Annotated in this window: 17 protein-coding genes; 3 read left to right on the forward strand and 14 right to left on the reverse strand. The window is 63.7% G+C overall.

The window, feature by feature from the left end:
* Nucleotides 1-12 precede the first annotated feature (12 nt).
* From QZM35_RS16640 to QZM35_RS16700, 13 genes are all read right to left on the reverse strand, one after another.
* Entirely contained in the window at nt 13-279 is a 267-nt protein-coding gene (locus tag QZM35_RS16640) for a MafI family immunity protein (RefSeq protein WP_174973713.1), read from the reverse strand.
* The gene (locus tag QZM35_RS16645; protein ID WP_367620790.1) at nt 280-786 is read right to left on the reverse strand and encodes an RHS repeat-associated core domain-containing protein; all 507 of its coding nucleotides are present in this window, start codon (nt 784-786) and stop codon (nt 280-282) included.
* A gap of 275 nt (nt 787-1,061) precedes the next feature.
* Nucleotides 1,062-1,562, reverse strand: coding sequence for an SMI1/KNR4 family protein (locus QZM35_RS16650; RefSeq protein ID WP_301776400.1), 501 nt, complete (start codon nt 1,560-1,562; stop codon nt 1,062-1,064).
* Between the two features lie 15 nt (nt 1,563-1,577).
* On the reverse strand, nt 1,578-2,696 hold the full coding sequence (locus QZM35_RS16655; RefSeq protein WP_301776401.1) for an RHS repeat domain-containing protein: 1,119 nt from the start codon (nt 2,694-2,696) through the stop codon (nt 1,578-1,580).
* Between the two features lie 380 nt (nt 2,697-3,076).
* A complete protein-coding gene (locus QZM35_RS16660; RefSeq protein WP_301776402.1) occupies nt 3,077-7,402 on the reverse strand; it encodes an RHS repeat-associated core domain-containing protein in 4,326 nt (1,441 codons plus the stop codon).
* Nucleotides 7,399-7,863 (reverse strand): DcrB-related protein, encoded by a 465-nt coding sequence (locus QZM35_RS16665; protein WP_059584433.1) that lies wholly within the window; start codon nt 7,861-7,863, stop codon nt 7,399-7,401. Before QZM35_RS16665 ends, QZM35_RS16660 begins: the two co-directional genes overlap by 4 nt.
* A 17-nt stretch (nt 7,864-7,880) precedes the next feature.
* Complete coding sequence (locus QZM35_RS16670; protein WP_301776403.1) at nt 7,881-10,019, reverse strand: type VI secretion system Vgr family protein; 2,139 nt, start codon at nt 10,017-10,019, stop codon at nt 7,881-7,883.
* 133 nt (nt 10,020-10,152) lie between these two features.
* Nucleotides 10,153-12,033 (reverse strand): type VI secretion system baseplate subunit TssF, encoded by a 1,881-nt coding sequence (gene tssF / locus QZM35_RS16675; protein WP_301776404.1) that lies wholly within the window; start codon nt 12,031-12,033, stop codon nt 10,153-10,155.
* Between the two features lie 287 nt (nt 12,034-12,320).
* Nucleotides 12,321-12,830: an OmpA family protein gene (locus tag QZM35_RS16680; protein ID WP_089429045.1), complete on the reverse strand. Its 510-nt coding sequence runs from the start codon at nt 12,828-12,830 to the stop codon at nt 12,321-12,323.
* An 85-nt stretch (nt 12,831-12,915) separates the two neighbouring features.
* Nucleotides 12,916-14,184 carry a diguanylate cyclase gene (locus QZM35_RS16685; RefSeq protein ID WP_174973722.1) on the reverse strand — a complete coding sequence of 423 codons (1,269 nt, stop codon included), beginning with the start codon at nt 14,182-14,184 and terminating at the stop codon, nt 12,916-12,918.
* Nucleotides 14,181-14,888 (reverse strand): YfiR family protein, encoded by a 708-nt coding sequence (locus QZM35_RS16690; protein WP_301776621.1) that lies wholly within the window; start codon nt 14,886-14,888, stop codon nt 14,181-14,183. The genes QZM35_RS16685 and QZM35_RS16690 overlap by 4 nt, the downstream gene beginning before the upstream one ends.
* A 281-nt stretch (nt 14,889-15,169) precedes the next feature.
* Nucleotides 15,170-17,416: a molybdopterin cofactor-binding domain-containing protein gene (locus QZM35_RS16695; protein ID WP_301776405.1), complete on the reverse strand. Its 2,247-nt coding sequence runs from the start codon at nt 17,414-17,416 to the stop codon at nt 15,170-15,172.
* 1 nt (nt 17,417) lies between these two features.
* Nucleotides 17,418-17,912 (reverse strand): (2Fe-2S)-binding protein, encoded by a 495-nt coding sequence (locus QZM35_RS16700; RefSeq protein WP_089426892.1) that lies wholly within the window; start codon nt 17,910-17,912, stop codon nt 17,418-17,420.
* A 128-nt stretch (nt 17,913-18,040) separates the two neighbouring features.
* On the opposite strand from QZM35_RS16700, the gene QZM35_RS16705 reads away from it, so the two are divergent.
* On the forward strand, nt 18,041-18,934 hold the full coding sequence (locus tag QZM35_RS16705) for a LysR substrate-binding domain-containing protein (protein WP_089433095.1): 894 nt from the start codon (nt 18,041-18,043) through the stop codon (nt 18,932-18,934).
* A gap of 9 nt (nt 18,935-18,943) precedes the next feature.
* On the opposite strand, the gene QZM35_RS16710 is transcribed toward QZM35_RS16705, so the two are convergent.
* A complete protein-coding gene (locus QZM35_RS16710) occupies nt 18,944-19,834 on the reverse strand; it encodes a LysR substrate-binding domain-containing protein (protein ID WP_089426890.1) in 891 nt (296 codons plus the stop codon).
* A gap of 243 nt (nt 19,835-20,077) precedes the next feature.
* On the opposite strand from QZM35_RS16710, the gene QZM35_RS16715 reads away from it, so the two are divergent.
* Together QZM35_RS16715 and QZM35_RS16720 are read left to right on the forward strand one after the other, a co-directional pair.
* Nucleotides 20,078-20,980, forward strand: a complete 903-nt coding sequence (locus tag QZM35_RS16715) for an amidohydrolase family protein (protein ID WP_011354246.1) — start codon at nt 20,078-20,080, stop codon at nt 20,978-20,980.
* Between the two features lie 36 nt (nt 20,981-21,016).
* Nucleotides 21,017-21,922: an amidohydrolase family protein gene (locus tag QZM35_RS16720; RefSeq protein ID WP_301776406.1), complete on the forward strand. Its 906-nt coding sequence runs from the start codon at nt 21,017-21,019 to the stop codon at nt 21,920-21,922.
* Nucleotides 21,923-21,950: the final 28 nt, after the last annotated feature.

The raw sequence follows: 21,950 nt of genomic DNA on the forward strand, positions 1-21,950 counted from the left end.
TTTAAACAGCCGTCAACGATCCTCAGAAATTAGATTTTTCAAATATGAAATTATTTTCTTTCCAAGAGGAGAACCAAAAATCTCATTCAGAGAAACTATCTCACCATACTCTTCTCTCGACACCTCAACATCATGCTCACAAATATAATTGCACAAAGCATCAAGCGCCAAAGGAGCCTCATTAAAATCGATGTACCCCAAAGAAAAACTTATATCCTGATCCGGAAGACGATTCTTAAATCTTCCTCCAAGCACCCTCAATCTCTCCAAATCCTTCATTTACTTCGCCTCCGGCAAAATCGGAATAGGTCCACTATCAGGGAACGCCGTCACTATCCTACCGATAGCCGGCTGATAAACTGTGCGAATTTGCACGCCATCTCGAACTTCCCAAGACACCCATGTGGCCCGCTCCCCTGCCTTAGTTAGAGCTCCCCCAGTTCCTGTCTGGGCATACCATTTAGTGCTCGGGGAATTAACAATACCATCGACCTCCGAAATTATCTTTGTCGCATTCCAAGATTCCGGAAATACGGTTTTCCCCGGATTACCGGGCCACATATGCCCACCGCTGGTAGGACTATCACCATAAAGAATGTGCTTACGTGCTTTGGGATCACATCCGAACAACCCAAGCGGATCAACCCAGTTTATCGGATTACTATTAGCGTATTGATATAGGTTAGTTCCACCGACCAACTTGATCGGATCCGGGCTGATATAGCGTCCAGTATCAGGATCGTAGATGTCCGCAACCACAGCACCGTCGAAGCGAATCTGGTGCACGTGTCCGGACCCATAATGCAGCCAGTCGATCGTGCGCTCGCCGGAAATCGTCGTGCTGACACGATTGCCAAGTTCGTCGTAAGTGTGTGCGAGCCAGCCGGTCGGCGTGTATTCCTCGACGACTTCTCCGCGCTTGTCGTACTTCAGGCTGACCCGATTCTTCAGCGATGGTCCTCGGGCCGCAAGCGTGTACAGCTCGGCCGACGTGATTCGGCCTGCCTCGTCGTACAGGTATGCAACGCTGATGCATTACATGCGATATCGCCTCGCCCAAATTAGCGACTTCCCTTTGGCGGCTCCCAATATTTGGCCCCCTGCGAGTTCGCCAACTTCTCCAAAAAATCCTCAAAAGAATCCGCCACTTTCGGCCAGTCGCCTCTATGATCCAAAGGTAAAGCGACGTAAACGGCACCAACGGAATCCATCAGAAGCAAGTCGGAATCCCCATAAAAACGGGTGAACACAATATCACCATCCAGAAACTCCCGCCCCCTTATCTGATTTTGCTTCGCCGTTTCTTCTATTGCCTCTTGAGGCGACAATATCTCAACACCCCACTGTCCATACTCATCATCCTTGAATAAATCTGCTCGCTCGGATATTTTCCAAAACTGCGTAAGCTCACACGCAGAATCCGGAATTCCACCCATCGCCACATCACCAGCGATGCCATCAGAAAAATCGGATCTCAATAAAAATGGACACTCCTGACCAAAATGAACAGCCCTTCTCGAAACGGACCAATCCGATTTTATTTTTCCAACAAGAATACTCAATTTATTCATAATCCGTCAAAATCTCTCCAGAATGCATTGAACAATTCCTGATGGCTTTTCCGCTGAACTGGCACCAAATTCCCTAGGTTGAATATGATGTATATCGTACTCAGCCCATCCCCCTCGAGGCGTTAAATATCCTCGGTCGTACCATTCCTTAATGAAATTTCCTCGCTCGGTCGCGCCCCACGAAACCCGATCCGCAACAGGAACTTTCCCTCCTATTCCGCTGGGGAAAGGGATACTACGTCCTGTTCTCGGGTCCACTACCTCCGGATACAAATTGAGCATACCGCGAATACGACTGGCCAAACTCGAGTTTGACGGTTTGGCTCGAGGCGTTTCTCCACAGGAGAGTCCCAGCGGATCAACCCATCCAAGCGAGTTGGGTGCATACGCATAGAAGTTCACCCCTCCCATCAACCCGATCGGATCAGGGTTGATGAATCGACCAATATCCGGATCGTAGAACCGGAAGGTGTTGTAGTGCAGTCCGGTCTCGCGGTCCAGATACTGCCCCTGGAAGCGCAAGTTCTGCGGTCGCGGTGCATGTATCGATGTCGGCGCGGCCACCGACACTTGACCCCAGGCAGCTGCCGGCCTCTGCGGCACCCGCGCAATCCACTCCTCCTGCACCGCATTGCCCCACACCTTGTAGCGCGCCTGCCAAACCAGCTCGCCACCAGCGTCAGTCAGTTCCTCCGGCAACCCCGATACATCATTGTGGAAGTAATAAACCGCATCCCGCACATCCGCATCATTGGCCGCTGCCTTCCCTTGATCGATCCGGGCAAGCGGCACATAACTATTGGACTCGTACAAGTACGTCAGCGCTTCCTCGCCCTGACGGTCGTGATACGTCTCCTGCACCAACCGCATGCCGTCCCACAGGAAATCCGTACTCGCATAACTGCCATTGAGCTTCCGGATCCGCCGGCCAAACGCGTCGTACTCGAAATGCGTCGTCGCGATCCCGAGCCGGTCCTTCGTCACGACTGTCTTGAGCTGGTTCCAGTCGTCGTATTCAAGCGTGAGCTCTTTAGCCGGGCCATGCCCACTGCGCTTGCGAACGAGCCGCCCATACGTGTCGTACTCGAACCGCTTGTCCTCGAACACCTTGAGCCCTTTGCGCACGACGTAGCCGCCCGGGTGATCGCGTGGTGTAATCCCGACTTCGTGGACGAAGTAGTAGTCTCGTGATTTTCACCGAAACCTGTCATCACTCTCAGAGCATTCGTATCCTATTACTTGCATCATATCGAATAAAATTCCCACAAACTTCAGCTACACGGATCACAATTGTATCGGCTTATATGAGAGGATTTTGTCCACAATTTCGTCAAGTGACATATCTTCGTATTCTTTTTGAAAAATGTAATCAATTGCATAAGGATCAAGAACACTTTTATTAAGAATTTCAATATCATTCTCAGCCTCCTCGTCGGAGGAGTAATTTGATTCTCGCATCCTCCCAACCAGAACAATCAACTCATCCCTATTCATATTTCAACCTCTCAATAATGATACGAAGGATCCAGCACTTCAGCGTGATATCGGGGCGTTACAATACGCAAGTTATCCATATCATAGACACCCCCACCATGCTGAATCGGTTCTATATGATGAATCACATACGAGGTATTCTTACCCACACTCTGAGTAATCGACGCCTTTGGAGCCAATCCATTTGTCATTCTCGAAACGTTGGACTTCGAGAACTGACCACTCAGATCAGGGTCCATTGAAACCTCCTTCCAAAATTCTGATCTGAAATGATCAAAATCTCTAAAAGAGCGTCCCTTCATCTTTTTTGCAATCGACTCAGGAAAGGCGCCAGCATTCCCATGGGTACCACGTAGCCATCTTCCGGGCGTCACTTTTCGCCCAGCTCCTGTTGCCTCGCCCGGCCCGCACCTCAAGCCCCACGGGTCAATCCAGCTTACGGGATTCGGCGCATACATGTGGAGATTGATGCCACCAGCAAGCCCAATGGGATCCTGCGTGATGAACCGCCCGATATCCGGATCATAGAACCGGAACGTGTTGTAGTGCAGCCCTGTTTCACGGTCCAAATACTGCCCTTGGAAGCGCAGGTTCTGCGGTCGCGGTGCGTGCGCCGGCGCTGACACTGCCGCTTGAACCTCTCCCCACACCGCTGTCGGCCGCTGCGACACCCGCGCAACCCACTCCTCCTGCACCGCATTGCCCCACACCTTGTAGCGCGCCTGCCAAACCAGCTCGCCACCAGCGTCAGTCAATTCCTCCGGCAACCCCGAAACATCATTGTGGAAGTAATAAACCGCGTCCCGTCCATCCGCATCGTTAGCCGCTGCCTTCCCTTGATCGATCCGGGCAAGCGGCACATAACTATTGGACTCGTACAAGTACGTCAGCGCTTCCTCGCCCTGACGGTCGTGATACGTCTCCTGCACCAACCGCATGCCGTCCCACAGGAAATCCGTACTCGCATAACTGCCATTGAGCTTCCGGATCCGCCGGCCAAACGCGTCGTACTCGAAATGCGTCGTCGCGATCCCAAGCCGGTCCTTCGTCACGACTGTCTTGAGCTGGTTCCAATCGTCGTATTCAAGCGTGAGCTCTTTAGCCGGGCCATGCCCACTGCGCTTGCGAACGAGCCGCCCATACGTGTCGTACTCGAACCGCTTGTCCTCGAACATCTTGAGCCGGTTGTGCTCGACATACCCGCCCGGATGATCGCTCGACACCAGGTTGGCCGCCGCATCCCAGCGAAATACTTCCGACGGCAACCCCGGCCCTGCCGCCTGTTCGATACGCCCTGTCGGGTCATACCGATAGCTCGTCGTGCCGTAACGCTGATCGCGCTTCTGGATCACGTCGCCTGCTGCATCGTATTGCCACTGCTTCGCAAGCAACTCGCTGCCCGCCGCGCCGCGCTGCGCACTTTGCCGCGCGCGGCGCCCCACCGCGTCATATCCGAAGTGGCTCGTCAGCTTGCCCTGCGTCCGTAGCACCTCGCGATGCAGATCGTCCCGTTCGATGTCCGCAACCGCGGCACCGTCGAAACGAATCTGGTGCACGTGTCCGGACCCATAATGCAGCCAGTCGATCGTGCGCTCGCCGGAAATCGTCGTGCTGACACGATTGCCAAGCTCGTCGTACGTGTGCGCGAGCCAGCCAGTCGGCGTGTATTCCTCGACGACATCTCCACGCTTGTCGTACTTCAGGCTGACCCGATTCTTCAACGATGGTCCACGAGCGGCAAGCGTGTACAACTCGGCCGATGTGATCCGGCCGGCCTCGTCATACAGGTATTCGCAACGCTCGTGCGCGGCTTGTTTCGCCGTCAATCGCCCGATCGCATCGCGCTCGTATCGCGTCTCGAGCCGCCCATCGCGTACGATCGTTCCTTGACCGCACACGTCGTACTCGTACGTACGCTTGTGGCCATCGAGACCGATCTGCGCGGAAACGAGATCGCGACGGTCGTACTGAAAGCGATACGTCTCATGGTTCTCGTTGGTCAGGCTCGCCAACCGGAACGCGTCGTCATAGCCGAACTGCACGACTCGGCCCGCCGCATCCGTCCGCGACAAGAGCAATCCACGCGGATTGAGTTCATAGCGCGTGCTGCGCTGGTTCGGATCGATGACCTCAATCAGCCTTCCGGCCGCGTCGTAACGGAACATCTGACGCGCACCATCAGCCGTCCCGATCCCCGTAACCCGCCCCATCGCATCCGTTTCGTAAACGGTGGCCTGCCCGGCCGCATCGGTCACCCGCGCGAGCGCACCGCGTGCGTCATACGCAAACCGTGTGACCTTGCCGGAACAATCGGTATACGAGGTCAACTGCGCCCGGCCATTCCATTCGAGGAACTTGTACCCGCCGCGCGCATCGCGAATCGTATGCACGAGCCCGCGCTCGTCCCGGTAATACTCGGTCGCGAAACCCGCCGGATCGCGCGCCATCGTCAGGTTGCCGCGCGCGTCGTAACGATAGATCCATCGGGCGTTGGTCGGATCGATTTCCGCAACAGGCAAATCGTAGTGTCCGTTCCATTCTGTCCGCTCGACCTGGCCGAGCGCGTCGATGCGCTGCGTCTGCCGCCCGCGCTCGTCGTACTCGAAGCGAGTGACATGGCCCGCCGGGTCGGTCGTGCTCACCAGCTGCCGCATCGTATTCCATTCGAGCTGCCAGACATGCCCTTCGGCATCCGTGTAGCGCGTCGGCTGCTGATCCTCGTTCCACGTCCATTGCGTCACGCGTCCGATCTGGTCGGTGATCGTCACCGAACGCTGCACGAGGTCTGCGTCGAACGTGTACGCCTCGCCGTCGTCGGTCCAATGGCGCACGACACGCGCGTCGCGGCCGACACCCTGCCACGCATAAAAGCAGTTCAAGCCGCCGGGCAGCGTGTGCTGGACCATCAACCCATGCTCGTAGGCGAACCGTCGCCCGGTGTGGCCGCTGCGATCGGTCACGGTCACGAGTTGGCCGGCGTCGTTGTACGCATAACGCACCAGCGTGTCGGGTTGTTCACCGTCCACGCCACGCGTCAGTTCGATCGTGGCAATGCGTCGAAGATGCGGTTTCTCGTAACCCAGCGTCAGCACGCGACCTGCGCTGTCATACAACCGCACCGGCCGCACGACCTCATCTGCCGATTCCTGCTCGACCTCGATCCAGTTGCCGTTGCGATCCTCCAGCCGCCGTAGCTTGAGCGTCTCGCTGTCGGCATCGCTGCCCGCGCGGCCGAAATCGCGATACACACCATCGACCGTTTCGACCACATAGTGACCGCCAGCCGTACAAATCAGGTAAATGCCTTCCGGCACGCTGAAATGACTCCCACCCGGCGGCACCGCCGGGAACTCGATATCGCGCCCCTGTTCGTCCCAGTACGTGATCGACGTGACGACGCCGTTCTCTCGCGCCAACCTCAACTCGACACTGATCGGCACGCTCCAGCCGGCCCCGAACAGGCCATCGGCGCGATCGTCGTGGCTGCTGTAAAAACGCCGCCAGACGATCGGCAGCGGGCCCGGCAACACGAAGTCCGTATCGTCGCTGCCGTCGAGAATCTTGCCGCCGGTGATCACGTTGACCGGATGGCCGGCCGACGGCTGCATCTTGCTGCCGAGCCATGTGCCGAATAGGCCGGCCGCGAAATTCATCGCGAGACACGGCAACTTGCCCTTGACGAAATCGCCCCAGCTTCCCTTGCCTCGACCACAGAGCGCAAGCGCGATACCGATCGCCGCGCCGAGTCCGGCGACCCACGGCCGCGCTGCACTGATGTCGCGCACGGTCTTCGTGCCGCCGCCGAAGAAAACATCCGGCGAGCCCTTCGAGATCGTGCCGTCACAGGTGGTCTTGTCGTCAACGCGCGCCGCCGGCAGATCGTTGATGAACACCACGTCCGACCCTTGCGCGACGAATTGCGGACCGGGGTGATCGCTGCACAGAACCGGATCCATGTCCGCGCCGTCGGCCGCGCGTGCGGCCGGCTTCCCGTTGACGAACACATCGGGCGAGCCGTTCTGGATCGTGCCCTTCTCCTCGGGCGGAGAAATGGCATTGCCAAGCCCCTTCGCGGCCTCATCGATCTTGTCGTTGAGACCCGAGCCTTGCATGTAGGCGGCCACGCCGACACCGATCGCCAGCACGATCGGCGTCGCCAGCCCGCCGGTGCCGATTTCGAGCGCACCCAATGCACCGAACACGAGGCCTTCCGCTATCGTGGTCAGCGCCCATCCGATCCCTAGGCCGCCCAGCAGCGACCCGCCCATGCCGAGCAGGTCGCCCGCGAGCGTCGTGTGGGTAAAGGGATCGTCCTTACGAGCGGCCGGCTGACTCATGGGCGGCCGGCATCCGAAACCAGCGTGGGCGCAACCGGGCGCGGCTGGAAGCTCTCCAGCATGCGCGCGGCGAGCGCACGTTGTTCGTCGTTGAGCGGCGCTGCATTGGTCAATGTCATCACGATCACCTGCCCGCCGGCATCGAGCCGAAACGCCGTCTGCATCTGGTGAAAGGTGCGGCCGTCCTGTTCATGCGTCGATTCCGTTTGCACGCCGGGGCATTCCGCTCGCCCGACCGTCACCGGGCGTCTCGACTGCACGTTCAGATTCTGCGCGGTGCGCGACGCCTGCGCCCATTCGCGCTCGACGAACGCATCGATCGACTCCTGCTCGCGCAGCCGGCCGCGGGACACGACGAGGCTCAGCCCGCCCGGGCCGACGGGAAGAATCAGCATATTGACGGTGCGATCGAGCGCCGCGTCGGGCAGCTCGAATGTGCCTTCATGGATTGCGTAGTGCATGGCTGGTTTCGTTCGAGTTACTTGTTGAGGTCGATGCGCTTGCCGTTGACCATCACGCCGTCGTCGGTCATCAGGATCACGGAGCCCTTGTGCTCGAGGCGGATGCCTTCCGGCGCGAGCGAGATGGAGCTGTCCTTCACCTTCAGCAGGATGCCGCGCTCGGCCATGTAGACCTGCGTACCGCCGCCGCCATCCTTGGCCGGCGTCGTGACCTCGACGGTGGTCGCGGTCGTGCCGCGCTTCTCGGCGATCGTCTCGGTCAGGTTGCCCTGCGGGATCTGCTTCTCTTCGCTCCCCGTTGCCACCAGCACGGTACGCATCGGCCCCAGCACCTTGTGCGTCTCGTTGTTCTCGACGACGGTGTTCATGTCCTTCTGCGCGTGCATGAAGAATTCCTGCATGCCGTTCGTGTCGGTCATGCGGATTTCGTTCGACCCCTGCCCCTTGTGCGTCTGGCTCTTGATCCCCATCGTCTGGCCGGCCGCGCCGTGATACGGGTTGCCCTGCTCGCCGTTGAACACGCGGCCGACGATCACCGGGTTATCCGGATCGCCCTGGTTGAACGCCACCAGCACTTCCTGCTTGATCCGCGGAATCGCGGCCGCGCCCCAGCCGTCGCCCGCCCACGGTTGCGACACGCGCACCCACATCGAATCGGAGCCGTCCTTCTTGCCGCGCCGGTCCCACGGGAAATGCACCTTCACCGCGCTGCCGTTCGTATAGATTTCCTCGCCCTTCGGACCGACGACGATCGCCGACTGCGTGCCGTGAATCACCGGCTTCGGCGTCGCGCGCGGCGCACGGTACGGGATCTTCTTCGGCAGCAGCGAGAAGCTGTTGCGGTACGGCAGCTTCGCGCTGTGCTGCGTATAGTCGTTCACGGCCTCGTGACGCACGTGCAGGATCACGTAATCCTGGTTGTTCTCGAGGACGGGGTGATTCGCGACAGTCACGGCGCCGGCCGTCGTCATGCGCCACGCGTAGCCGCCGCCGGTATAGCGATGGGCTTGCGCCTCCTCGGCCTCCATCGCGAAACGCGCATAGCGGTGGCCGTCGTCGCCGTGGTCGTACAGCGACTGGTGCTCGAAGCGCTCGGTCGCATCGAGCCGCGCGTGCTTGAGGTTTTGCGGCCCGGCCTCCACCAGCATCAGCGGCGACGACGGATTCTGGTGATTGAAGTCGCGGAACGTGACCTTGCCGACGCCGAAGCGCCGGCCTTCATGCAACTGGTCGATGCCGCTGTCCTCGCTGGCCTCGGTCGCGGCGAACGGCACGGAGGCGAGCCCGTCGATCGGGCGGAACAGCAGGTTCGTGTCGCCGATCACGAGAAAATGCTTGTCCTTCTCGTAGCGGTGCGTCCACACGAGCCCCTCCTGCTCCATCAGCCGCGCGCAGAAGTTGTAGTAGCTCTCCTGGTACATCACGACGTACTCGAGCGGCTTCTGGTTCGTCCGGATGTCGAACACGAAATCGGAGAAACCGTGTTCCTGGAAGATCTCGGTGAGGATGTCCTGCGCGGTCTTGTTCTGGAAGATCCGGCAGTCGGTCGAGCGCGTCAGGAACCAGAACCACGGCACAGCCGTCAGGTGGTATTGCGTGACGTTCCCGGGGTTGCCGGCCCGGTCGAACGACGCGACGTAGCCGTCGAAGTAACGGTCGTTGTCGGCGGCGCCCGATGCAACGACGCGTTCGAGCGTCGACAGGCGCGCCTGCTGGTCGAAGCGGATCTTGACCTGCTGGCCGATCAGGTCCTCGGGGCGCAGGTCGTGGCGATGCGACAGCAGGTCGAGGTGGATCTCCGGCAACCGGTTCACGTGCTCGTCGACGACGGCCGCGCTGACCAGCAGCACATCCGGGCCGAGTGGTGTATCGAGCGTGACGTAACGATTGAGCTGGGTCAGGCGCGCGGGGTTGGCGGCGCTGTTGATCGCTTCGGCGATCGCGCCGGGCGTCTTGTCCATCAGCGAGAAGCCGGTCTGCGCGAGTTGCATCGCGCGCTGGACGGTGTCGACGTGCCCGGCCAGGCCGGCGAGCGGCCCGACGCTGCCGGCCACGCTCGACGCCACAGGGCCGGCGAGCCCCCCGAGCGCGCTCAACGAGCCGAGCGCACCACCGCCCAATCCACTGGGAATACCCCCGTTCGGAGCGAAACTCATTCTTGTTCCTTGCGTGTGATCTCAGGTTCCATGAGCCGACTCGCCGGCCCGCAGCCCCGATAATGTAGGGTAAAACCCGAACGCTTGAAAGATACCCGCAAACGTTTTCGTTCGGGCCCTGAAAATCGAAAAACTAGACCAGCGGCTGGGTGCCCGGACGCGGGGCGCCGCGCCGAAGCGGCGCGCCGGTAGCGGCCGAAAACAGCACGACCTGCACGAAACTGGTGACCGGCACGTAGGGCGCGAAAAAGCGGTCCATCACCTGCGCGAAGCCGCTCAGGCTGAACGCGGCGAAACGCTGCTCGTCCACGACCAGCCGCACTTCCAGCCCGTGCACGAAAGCCGACGCCGGCTTGCCGGGCAGCCAGCACCGCACGCGCGCGGTCGACAACGACACGAGCGCATCGAAGCGCCGGCCGGTGTCGACGGCGTCTTCCGCCCAGCGTCCACACAGCCGCCTGAGCTGGGTCAGGCCGCCCTTGTCCAGCCGGATCGCCTGCGGCACGAGGAGCGACAGCAGGTCCCACAACTCCCCGTAGCGGAAAGCGGGCGGCCGGCTCGACGTCGGCCGGTTCAGCAGCATGACCGTGCCTGCCGGATCGCCCGCGGGCAATGCCAGTTCGCGCTCCTGCATCCCGGACAGGTCGCCCTGCGTACACGACAGCCGGATCTCCAGCTTGCGATGGCCGGGATCGGCGGGGCGCCCATCCTGGTCGAGCAGTTCCAGTTCGACACCGCGGAGCGACCCCGCAACGTCGGCCGGAGCCGGCGGCGGGGCCACCTCCGTCTTCTTGGTCCGGGGATCGACAGGCTCCCTCGGTGCCCGCCTTGCCTCGTCGCGCAACATCGTCCAGAACAACCCGGCACGCCTGTCCGTGCCATGCCGCAGCGACCGGAACGGCGCAAGCGTCGACGTGCCCGAGTCGGAAACTTGACGCACGGTATCGATCGACCAGATCGCCGTGCGCGGCGCGCCCGCCTGCGCGAGCGCCGTCACCGCGTAATGGGCGCAACCGGCACGCGTCTCGATCGGCTGCGCGTCGTCGGGAAACAGGTTGACGACCGGCGTGCAAAACAACCGGACGTGGCCGGCCGTGGCGGCAGCCAGGCGCTGTGCGCGGTGCGAATCGGGATGCACGCCCGCGATCGCGAGGTGGAGCGCGACGCGATGGCTGCCACCGGCGATTCGCTTGATCGCCCGCATGTCCAGGTCGACAAAGTCGAAGCGCTCCGGCACCGCGCAATACGCCATCAGCAAGTGGAACGGCCAGAGCGCGTCGTCCGGCTGCACGTCGAGCAGCGCATCGGCGGGCTCGAAGCCGACGGCCGTGAATGCCGCGTCCGGCAGGCGCTTCCAGCGCGTTGAATCGCCTGCTTCGGCGAAGCTTCGGCCGGCAATGAGCAACACGGCATCGGTGAGCGCCGCGACGATTTCTCGCGCACCGGTGAAGTGCAGGCGCACGGTGTCCGGCACGATGGCGAACGTCGCCTTCGGCGTAGTCAGCTCGAACGTGAAGGTCAGCAGACCGGTCGTTTCAGGCGGCAACGCGACGTCGCGCGGCGCGATCGACGATGTCGTGTAACGCACCGACGACACCGTCAGCGGCACGATCGCGATGTCGTCCGCGACGCGGAATACTTCCTTGCCGACGGGCGCGATCAGCCGATCGCCGCGCGGCACGACGCGTGGCGCAGTGAGTTCGCTGCTGCGGTCGCCATGAAATTGCGCAATGGCGCACGATGGAAACGGGCGCAGGAAAGCGCCGTGCAGCGTGTCGAGAAAGCCGTGCGTAAACGCAGGCACGTCATCTTCGAGACGCATGTCGTGACACGCCGCCATCAACGCGAACGACTGCAACAGGCGTTCGACGTGCGGATCGCCCGAATGCTCGCCGGTGATCGCCAGCCGAGCGGCTATCTTCGGAAAACGTTGAGCAAACACCTGCACCGACCGGCGCAGCAGCGTCATCTCGCGTTCGAAGTGCGGCAGCAGATCCTTGGGTTCGATGGCCATGCTCGTTCCGTCCGTCGCTGCATGCGCGTCCGGCGATGCAGCGTTCATGAAAGCGGCACGATCTTATTCGGGCAATCCGGCTTTTGATTTCCAATGAATCGAGCGGCCACCCGTTGGCGACGACGAATTCGGTCGATGAGCGTTCTGTATTCCGCGAACATCAAGGCTCGTCGCCTGCACACGACCGCTCGGACATGTTCGGGCCAATGATGGCAAACCGTTACAACGGGCGGTATGCCGTGCGCGTCGGCACGGCATACCGACACGCCACGCGCCGCCTCATCGGCTCACCGCGGCGACACCACGATCGCCGCCCGCCGGTTCTGCGCCCTGCCTCCCGGCGTCTTGTTGTCCCCGACCGGATCGCTCTTCCCTTTCCCGACGACCGCGATGCGCTTCGCATCGAGCCCCACGTCGACCAGTTCAAGGGCGACGACCTCCGCCCGCCGCCTGGACAATTCGACGTCATACTTGTCCACGCCTTCCTGGTCCGAATATCCATAAACCCGTACCCCGTTGATCCCCGCCGAGTGGAGCGTGCGACCGATCCGTTCGACGATCCGCCGCACATCGGGCTTGAGGTTGTAGCGATCGAAATCGAACAGGATCGGCCCGGTCGAGCCGAACTCGAAACCCTGCTGGGTTTCCTGGAAACCGGCCGACTTGAGCGCGGTGACCTGCGTCTGCGTCAATCCACGATGAAGCGGCGGCGTCTTGCAGCCTCCCAGCAGCATGCACAAAAGCAGCGCGCTGCCGACGCACATGCGCCCAATGCCCACCGGAAACGTGTTGTTCATCATTGACCCCTTCGATTGCACGCGCATCGCGAGCGCTCTTCCAACCCACTGCCGCGGCCTCGCCCGCAGCGTGAAACGATGGACCTCAAGCCGCCCCCGCGACCCCTTCGGCCAGTTGCCACGAGCCTGGCCGGGCGCGCTTGGCGCGGTACATCGCGGCATCCGCCGCCCGCAGCAAGCCGCTCGCGTCCGACGCGTGATCGGGATACAGCGCAACGCCGGCACTCATCATGGTGGCCACCACGCGGCCGTCGGACAGCTCGATCGACGGCGCCATACCGGACAAGATCTCGTCAGCAATACGACATACGCTACCCGCGTCGCGCACGGCCGGCAGCATGACCGCGAATTCGTCTCCGCCCAGGCGCGCGACCAGGTCGGTCTCGCGCACCTGCGTGCGCAGCCGTGACGCGATGCCGATCAGCACCGCGTCGCCGGCGTCGTGGCCGAGGCAGTCGTTGATTTCCTTGAAGCGGTCGCAATCGAGATACAGGATCGCGACCCGCTGCCCCGTCACCCCGGCTTCGCCGAGGGCGAGTGCGAGACGCGACTCGAACTGCACGCGGTTGGGCAGCCCCGTGAGCGCATCGTGCGTCGCCTTGTGTTCGAGCGACGCGTTCTCGTCGCGCAGCGTGTTCTGCCACTCTTCGAATTCGTCGAGCAATGCATTGAAGTCGTCGCCGAGCTGGTTGAGTTCGGCAATCGATGCGGGCTCGACGCGCTGCGCGAACGCACGTTCGCGCCGCACCGCGTGGGCGACGCCCGCCAGCGCGCGCAACGGCGAAACGATGCTGCGCAGCAGGCGCTGCGAGCTGATATACGCACCGATCACGCTGACGGCCAGGCAACCGAGAATGCCGCCCACGCCGCCAAGCAGGAATCCGAAGAACTGATGCCCACGGCCGCGCACGACGACGTGGCCGACGACGATGCCGTCGTGCACCACCGGCGCGGTCACGGGCCCCGGCAACGCGAGGTCGGCGACGACGCGCTCGAGCCGCGCGATCCCGCTGCCGGCAGGCAACTGCCACGTCGCGAACGGCTGGCCCCGGCTATCCGTGACCACGACCTGCGCGACATCCTCATCGCCGGCGATCAGCCCGATCGCCTCGGCCGCCGCGACGCGGTCGCCGAACACGAGCGCGGCCTCCACCGTATACCCGAGCGAGCGGGCCAGCAGGTTCAGGTTGTTGCCGGCATACGCACGCAATGCAATCACGGCCACCACGATCAACGACACGGCGGCCATCGTGACGGCGACGAATGCGAGGCGCAGGTGCGCGCGACGCAGCACGCTTTGCAGCGTCGGGCGCGGCACGCGCGACAGGGGGACCGGAGGGGCGCGCCGTGTCATGGTGCCCCCGGCCGTCGCGCAAGATTGAGCACGTTCGGATGCACGCGCACGCCACTGCGTGCGACCGCGTCGAGATTGATGTCGAACGACACGCGCTCGCCATCGACGTTGAGACAGAACATGCCGCCCGCGGTGCAGGATGGATCGTGTTCCGAAATTGTCAGCACCGGATGGCCGGCCACCGCCGCCCCCACGCGCGCGCGCTCCTCTGCGCCCAGGTTGCCGAGATAGACGATGTCGCAGGCGATGCCGAGCGCGGGATCGTCGAAGCGCACACGCTGCACGTCGAGCAGCGTCGAGCCGGCCTGCAGCGTATCGGTCAGGCCGCGCGCATAGTCGGTCCGGCCCGTGACGCACAGATGCAGGCGCACGGGTGTCGTCGGCCAACGGGTGAAACTGATGATGCCCAGCACGACCTGACGCACGGCCGTGTCGGATGTCGCCCCGCCCGGACCGGCGGGATCCGCGGGGCTTGCGGGCGCAACGATGCGCACCGTGTCGGCGGTATCGAGCGCCTCGGCGGAAGCCCCGGCAAGCACGGCCTGTGCAGCCCCCAGAACGCAAACGATTGCGACCAGCGCCTGGCGCAGCGGAGCGGTTCGACCCGGGCAGCCGGGCACCGTTCGCGCGGCGATTGCCGCCGCGTCCGCTGGCGTCGCTGCAGTCGCGAGACTGGCAGCCGACGCGCACACTTTCGCATCCATGATGGCAACATCCGCTGGCGTCGCTCCGGCGCTGCCTCCCGCCTCCCTCCATGCACGTGCAGGCACCGAATTACGCGCATGATGGCTTCATCTTAGGTAAAAATTCGCATCACCAACCAGTGGGAAACACCCGCGAGCAGCGCGAGAACTTGTGCGGAATCGGCGCTTGCGCGCGACGATGCGGGCGAACGCATGCGCCGATGTCGACCCGGCTGCGACGTCGACGCATTGATCAGCGGAATAGCGGCCGATGCGAGTCAAACTTCATACGTTCGGTCACGCTACGCCACCGCCGACAAATCGAAAGGCGTCTCCCGCAACCGCTTCCCCGTCAGCCGGAATACCGCGTTCGCAATCGCCGGCGTCACCGCCGGGCTCGACAGCTCACCGACACCGCCCGGCTTCGCCGGATCGCCCTGCACGATGTGAATGTCGGTATCGGGCATGTCGCTCATCCGCATCACGCGATACGTATCGAAGTTCGACTGCTGCACGCGGCCGTGCCGGAAGTCGATGCGATCGGACGTCGCGTGGCCGAGCCCCCACATCAGGCCGCCGTACAGTTGCTCGTCGACGCCGGCCGGCGACACCGCGATCCCGCAATCGGCAACGCACGTCAGCTTCTCCACGCGCACCGCGCCGTCCTTGCGCACGACCCGCGCGACCACCGCGACATAGCTGTCGTACGCCTGGTTCGTCGCGATGCCGAGTGCGACACCGTCCGGCAGCGGCTGGCCCCACCCCGCTCGTTGCGCCGCTTCACGCAGCACGGCCGCATGGCGCGGCCGGTCGCGCATGTGCGCGAGCCGGAACTCGACCGGGTCGCGCTTCGCCGCGTGCGCGGCCTCGTCCATCACCGATTCGACCGCGAACACGTTCGGGATGTAGCTCACCGCGCGGAACCAGCCGGTCGGCACGCCCGTCTCCATCCGGATCCAGCCGATGTCGCGATGCGGCGCCGCATACGCGAACTCCCATTTCGTGATGGCCTCGGTCGTGCTGAAATCCATCCGGTCGGCGCGCTCGAGGTAGCCGGGCTCCCACTGCTGCGGCGAGGCGGGCATCACGGCGCGCAGCCACAGCGACGCGAGATTGCCCTGCGCATCGAGCACCGCGCGCGCACGGTGGTAGCTTGCCGCGTGATAGAACAGCGCGCGCATCTCGTCCTCGCGGCTGTTCATCAGCTTCACGGGCTTGCCGGTCTTTATCGCGAGCCACGTCGCCTCGAACAGCCAGTACTTCGATTCGCGCGCGCCGAAGCTGCCGCCCGACACCAGCTCGTGCAGCGTCACCCGATGCGAAGGAATGCCGCCGATCACCTCCGCCGCTTCCATCGCGGTCGACGGCACCTGCAGCCCGCCCCAGTACTCGATGCCGCCGTTGCGTGCCCACACCGTGAGGTTGATCGGCTCCAGCGGATTCGCGGCCTTGTGCGGCATCGCATACGACGCCTCGATCGTGCGCGCGCCGGCCGCATGGGCCTTCGCCGGATCGCCGTCGGCGATCGTCGGCACGACGCGCGCGGCCGGATCGTCGAGCCACGCGGCCTGGCGCGCGGCGAGCGTGCTGCTGTCGAAGGTTTCGAACAGGCTGTCCTCCCATTCGATCGTCAGCGCGGCCTGCCCTTGATGCGCGGACCAGTAGTCGTCCGCGAGCACCGCGACGCCGGCCTGGTTGCCGCCGAGCACGTCGGGGCGCGGCGGAATCTGCAGCACGTCGCGCACGCCGGGAATCGCGAGCGCCGCCTTCGCATCGACGCTGCGCACGCGGCCGTCGATCACCGGCGCACGCGTGACGACCGCGACCAGCATCCCCGGCAGCGACACGTCGATGCTGTACGGAAACGAGCCGTCGGCCTTCTGCGCGGCGCCGCGCTTCTTGCGCAGCTTGCCGATGTAGCGGAACTGCGCGGGATCTTTCAGCGCGACCTGCTTCGGCGCCGGCAACGGCGAGGCCGCCTGCGCGAGCGCGCCGTACGTCGCCCGGCGGCCGCTCGACGCATGCAGCACGGCGCCGTCTGCCGTCGTACACGCAGAAGCGGGCACGCCCCATTGATGCGCCGCCGCTTCGACGAGCATCGCACGCGCGGTCGCGCCCGCTCGACGCAGCCGGTCGTACTCCATCGCGACACTCGTGCTGCCGCCGGTCGAGAACACTTTCCACAGCGGATGAAGGTAGTCGGCGAAGAACGGATCTTCCGGCGTGATCACGTCGACCCGGAACAGATCGACGTCGAGCTCCTCGGCCACCACCGCCGCGAGCGCGGTGCGCGTGCCGGTGCCCGAATCGTGCTTGTGCACGACGAGCTTGATCGTGTCGTCGGGCAGTACGCGCACCCACGCGTTCGGTTCGAATTCGCCGGCGGCCGGATGCGGATCGCCGCTCGCGTGCTTGCCGGCGGCCGCCGCGTCGGGCATCCGGAAGCCGATCGCGATGCCTGCGGCCAGCAGCGCCGAACCCTGCTTGAGAAAACGCCGGCGCGGCGTGCCATCGCCATGCGGTGCATCCGGTGCGTGATCGTCGCGCATGTCACGCCTCCTTCGCGGGTTCGGCCGCGGCCTTCAGCGACGGATCGCCGGACGCCGCACGCTTGATCGCGCGGTGAATGCGTGCATACGTGCCGCAGCGGCAGATATTGCCCGACATCGCCTGCACGATCGCGTCGTCGTCCACCGGCTGCCCGCCCTTCAGCAGCGCGGCCGCCTGCATCAGTTGCCCCGGCTGGCAATAGCCGCATTGCGGCACGTCCTCGGCGACCCACGCGAGTTGCAGCGGATGCCGCCCGTCCGGCGACAACCCCTCGATCGTCGTCACGTGCCGCCCGTGCGCGGCGACGGCCGGAATCAGGCACGCGCGCACGGCCTGCCCGTCGAGATGCACGGTGCACGCGCCGCACAGGCCCTTGCCGCAGCCGAACTTCGTGCCGGTGAGCTTGAGCCGGTCGCGCAGCACCCACAGCAACGGCATATCCCCCGGTACATTCTCGAGCGAATGGCGTGTATCGTTCACGACGATGTCGATCATGCGCGGTCTCCTGATTCGCATTCCTGGGTCGGCCCGCGCCCATCGCGCGGTTCCGGAGCATTATCGAAACGCGATGCGCGGGTGCGCCAGCGATCATTTCGTCGAATCCCTGTCAGTCGGACTAACAGATGCTCAAGCGATACCCTTCGATCCAGTCGATGCAGGCGTTTCTGCACGCTGCGCGGGTCGGCAGCTTTTCCAGCGCGGCACGCCAGCTGGCGCTCACGCACAGCGCGATCAGCCAGCAGATTCGCTCGCTCGAGGAATTCATCGGCCAGCCGCTGTTCGCCCGCGCCGGCGGCCGCGTGATGCTGACCGATGCCGGCACGCTGTTCGCGAACCAGTTGTCGGACGGGCTCGAGCAGATCGATCGCGCACTGTCGTCGGTGAAGGGGCGCACGACCGGGCCGTCACTCCGGCTCGACGTCGATCCGGAACTGATGCAGGGCTGGCTGCCCGCGCGGCTGCCGGCATTGATGCGCACGCTCGACGGCACGACGCTGACGGTGCTGTCAGCGCCGCGCCATGATCGCGATGCATTCGACCACGTCGATGTCGCGCTGCGCTATGGCTACGGCGAATGGGAAGGCGTGGACAGCGCGCTGGTCTGCCCCGACCGGCTGACCGCGATGGCCGCGCCGGCGCTGCTCGAACGTTACGGGCTGACCGCGCCGCTCACGCCCGAACAGGTGTTGGAGCTGCCGCTGCTCGGCTATACGAAGCGGTCGTGGATTCCGTGGCTCGAAGCGGCGGGCCTCGAACCCGTCGAACCGGACACGATCGCCGTGTTCGACAACGCGGCGGGGCTCGTCGCAACGCTCGCGTCCGGGCTCGGCGCCGGGCTGGTGCGCGGGCTGCTCGCCGCGGATGCGCGCCGCGACGGACGGCTCGTCGAACTCTGCACGATCGCGATTCCGACGCACTACAACCTGCACGCGATCTGGCCGCGCGAGCGCCATGCGCGCGTCAAGCCGCTGGTCGACGCGATCGGTACGCTGGTCGCGCAGTCGCTCGCATGTTGATGCGCGCCGCTACGCGCTGAACTCCGCCGCGACCTCGCGCACGGTGTCGAGGAACGCGCCGAGCACCGCGGACGTATCGTCCGCGCGGTAGCGCGCCTGCAGCGACACCTCGAGCGCCGGCGGCAGCAGCGGCACGAACGCGACGCCGCCCGTCGAGATCTGCCGCGACGACGCGGGCAGCAGCGCGACGCCCAGCCCTTCACGCACCAGCGACAGCAGCGTGTGCACCTCGACGACCTCGTGCGCGATCCGCGGCGTGAAGCGCGCATCGACACAGCTCTGCTGCAGGAAGCGCGCCAGTTGCGAATGCCGCAAGCCGAATGACACGAACTGCTCGCCGGCCAGCTCGCCGAGCGCGATCGCGTCGCGCGACGCGAGCGGATGGCCTGACGGCAGCACGGCCACGGCCGTTTCGCGCACCACGATCTCGCTGCGGATCGCCGGATCGTCCTGGAACAGCCGGAAGAAGCACACGTCGAGCCGCTTCTCCTTCAGCGCATCGATCTGCGCGGCCGGCGTCATCTCGTGCAGCGACCAGTGCACGTGCGGATGGCGTTCGGCGAACACGCGCAACGCACGCGGAATCGGCACGACCATCGCCGAGCTGATGATGCCGACCGCGAGCCGCCCCACTTCGCCGCGCCCCGCGCAACGCGTGAGATCGATCGCGCGATCGAACTGCGCGACGATCAGCGGCACCTGCTCCTTCAGTGTTTTCCCTGCCTCGGTCAATTCGACGCGATGCTGCGAGCGTACGAACAGCGCAGTGCCGAGCTGCTCCTCGAGCAGCCGGATCTGCTGGCTCAATGGCGGCTGCGAGATATGGAGCCGCGCGGCCGCGCGCCCGAAATGCAGTTCGTCGGCCAGCACCGCGAAGTAACGCAACACACGCATGTCCATATCGCAAACGTATCAAGAGCGTCAGTAAAAAATATTGTACAGAGCACATTCGGCTGGTGACACTCGGTCTCAAGCAGCAGTGCACGTCGCAGTGTGTCACTCGATGCCGGCGAGGGGAAGGCGCAAAAAAATAATGCGCCTTGCAAAGGGCCGCATGAATCCGACCGACAGGTCGCTTCATCGACGTGCCTGCCCGCGATACGGCAACCGGCCTTTCCGGTTCCTCTCAAGGAGATCGAGTAGATGATCATCGACACCAGCTGTTACCCGACGAATCTCGTCGACCTCGCATGGCGTCACGACGGCCCGCCGTTCACCGGCGAGCGCCTGATCGAGACGATGAACGGCCCGTTCCTCATCAACGGCAAGCCGCGCCGCGTCGACAAGGCGTTCATCCAGCCGCCGCAAGGCAACACCATCTATACGTATACCGACGGCGAGAAGTCGGGCACCGAATCGATCGACGCGTACATGGCGTACACGGTCGAGATGGTGCGCAAGCACCCCGACCGCTTCATCGGCTGCTTCGTCTACAACCCGCGCTGCGGGGTGGAGAACGGCGTGAACGCGATCGATCACTACGTGCGCAAGCTCGGCTTCAAGATGGTGCAGTTCCAGGCCAACATGCATGCGTACCGGCCCGACCGCGCACTCGACTGGCTGCGCCCCGCGCTGAAGAAATGCGCGGAACTCGGCGTGCTCGTGAAGCTGCACACCGGCGACGGCCCGTACAGCATCCCGACCGAGTGGGTGCCGATGATCAAGGAATTCCCGACGGTCAATTTCATCATGGCGCACTTCGGGGTGCAGACGGGCGGCGTCTACTGCTTCGAGCCGTTCCAGCTCGCGATGGACCTGCCGAACGTGTATTGCGAATCGGGCTGGTGCCTGCAGTCGCGGATCGTCGAATTCGCGAAGGTGCTGCCGAAGCACAAGATCCTGTTCGGCTCCGACACGCCGCCGAACGAACCGGGCATGTGGCTGCGGCTGCTCGAGGTGCTGTGCTTCGATCCGCCGCAAGGGATGAATCTCGACGAGGACACGCTCGAGGATTACCTCGGCAACAACACCGCGCGAATGATCGGCCTCGAACCGACGCCCGCGCCGCGCACCGTCGACGAAGCGAAAGCCCTGCTCGCCGCCTGACGCCCGCGCCCCTCTCTCCCGATTCCGGAGCATTGCATGATCATCGATACGCACCTGCACCCGACCAACCTCGTCGACGAGGCCTGGCGCCACACCGGCGAACCGTTCACCGGCGAACGCCTGCTGAAGATGATGGACGGCCCGTACATCATCAACGGCAAGCCGCGCCGCATCGACATGGGCTTCATCCAGCCGCCGCCGGGCAACACCGGCTATCGCGACGGCAACCGCCGCGGCCGTGAAGGCATTCGCGACTACATGGCGTATATCGCCGAACTCACGCAGAAATACCCCGACCGCTTCATCGGCAACTTCACGTACAACCCGCGCTGGGGCCCGGAGAACGGCGCGGCGGAGCTCGAATTCCACATCAGGGAGTACGGCTTCAAGATGGTGAAGCTGCACGCGAACATGCACGGCTACCGGCCCGATCGCGCGCTCGACTGGCTGCGCCCCGCGATGAAGGTCTGCGCGAAGTACAACATCGTCGTGCTGATCCACACCGGTGACGGCCCGTACACGATCCCGACGCAGTTCTATCCGATCATCCGCGAGTTTCCGATGGTGAACTTCATCATCGGTCACTTCGGGATCCAGACGGGTGGCAACTACTCGTTCGAAGCGTTCTGGATGGCGATGGATACGCCGAACGTGTACTGCGAATCGGGCTGGTGCTACCAGTCGCGGATCGTCGAGTTCGCCCGCGAGCTGCCGCGCAACAAGATCGTGTTCGGCACCGATTCGCCGCCGAACGAACCCGGCATGTGGCTGCGCGAGCTGGAAATGCTGTGCGGGCCCGCGCCGCAAGGGATGGATCTCGACGAGGACGGCCTCGAGGACTACATGGGCAACAACATCGCCCGCCTCGTCGGCATCGAGCCGACCAGGCCGCCGAAGGATCTCGACGAAGCGCAGAGGCGCCTCACGTCGACCTACCTGTAACGCGCCGGCAGCCGGATCGCGTGCCGCA

The sequence above is a fragment of the Burkholderia sp. AU45274 genome, from assembly GCF_030482505.1.
Lineage (GTDB): Bacteria > Pseudomonadota > Gammaproteobacteria > Burkholderiales > Burkholderiaceae > Burkholderia.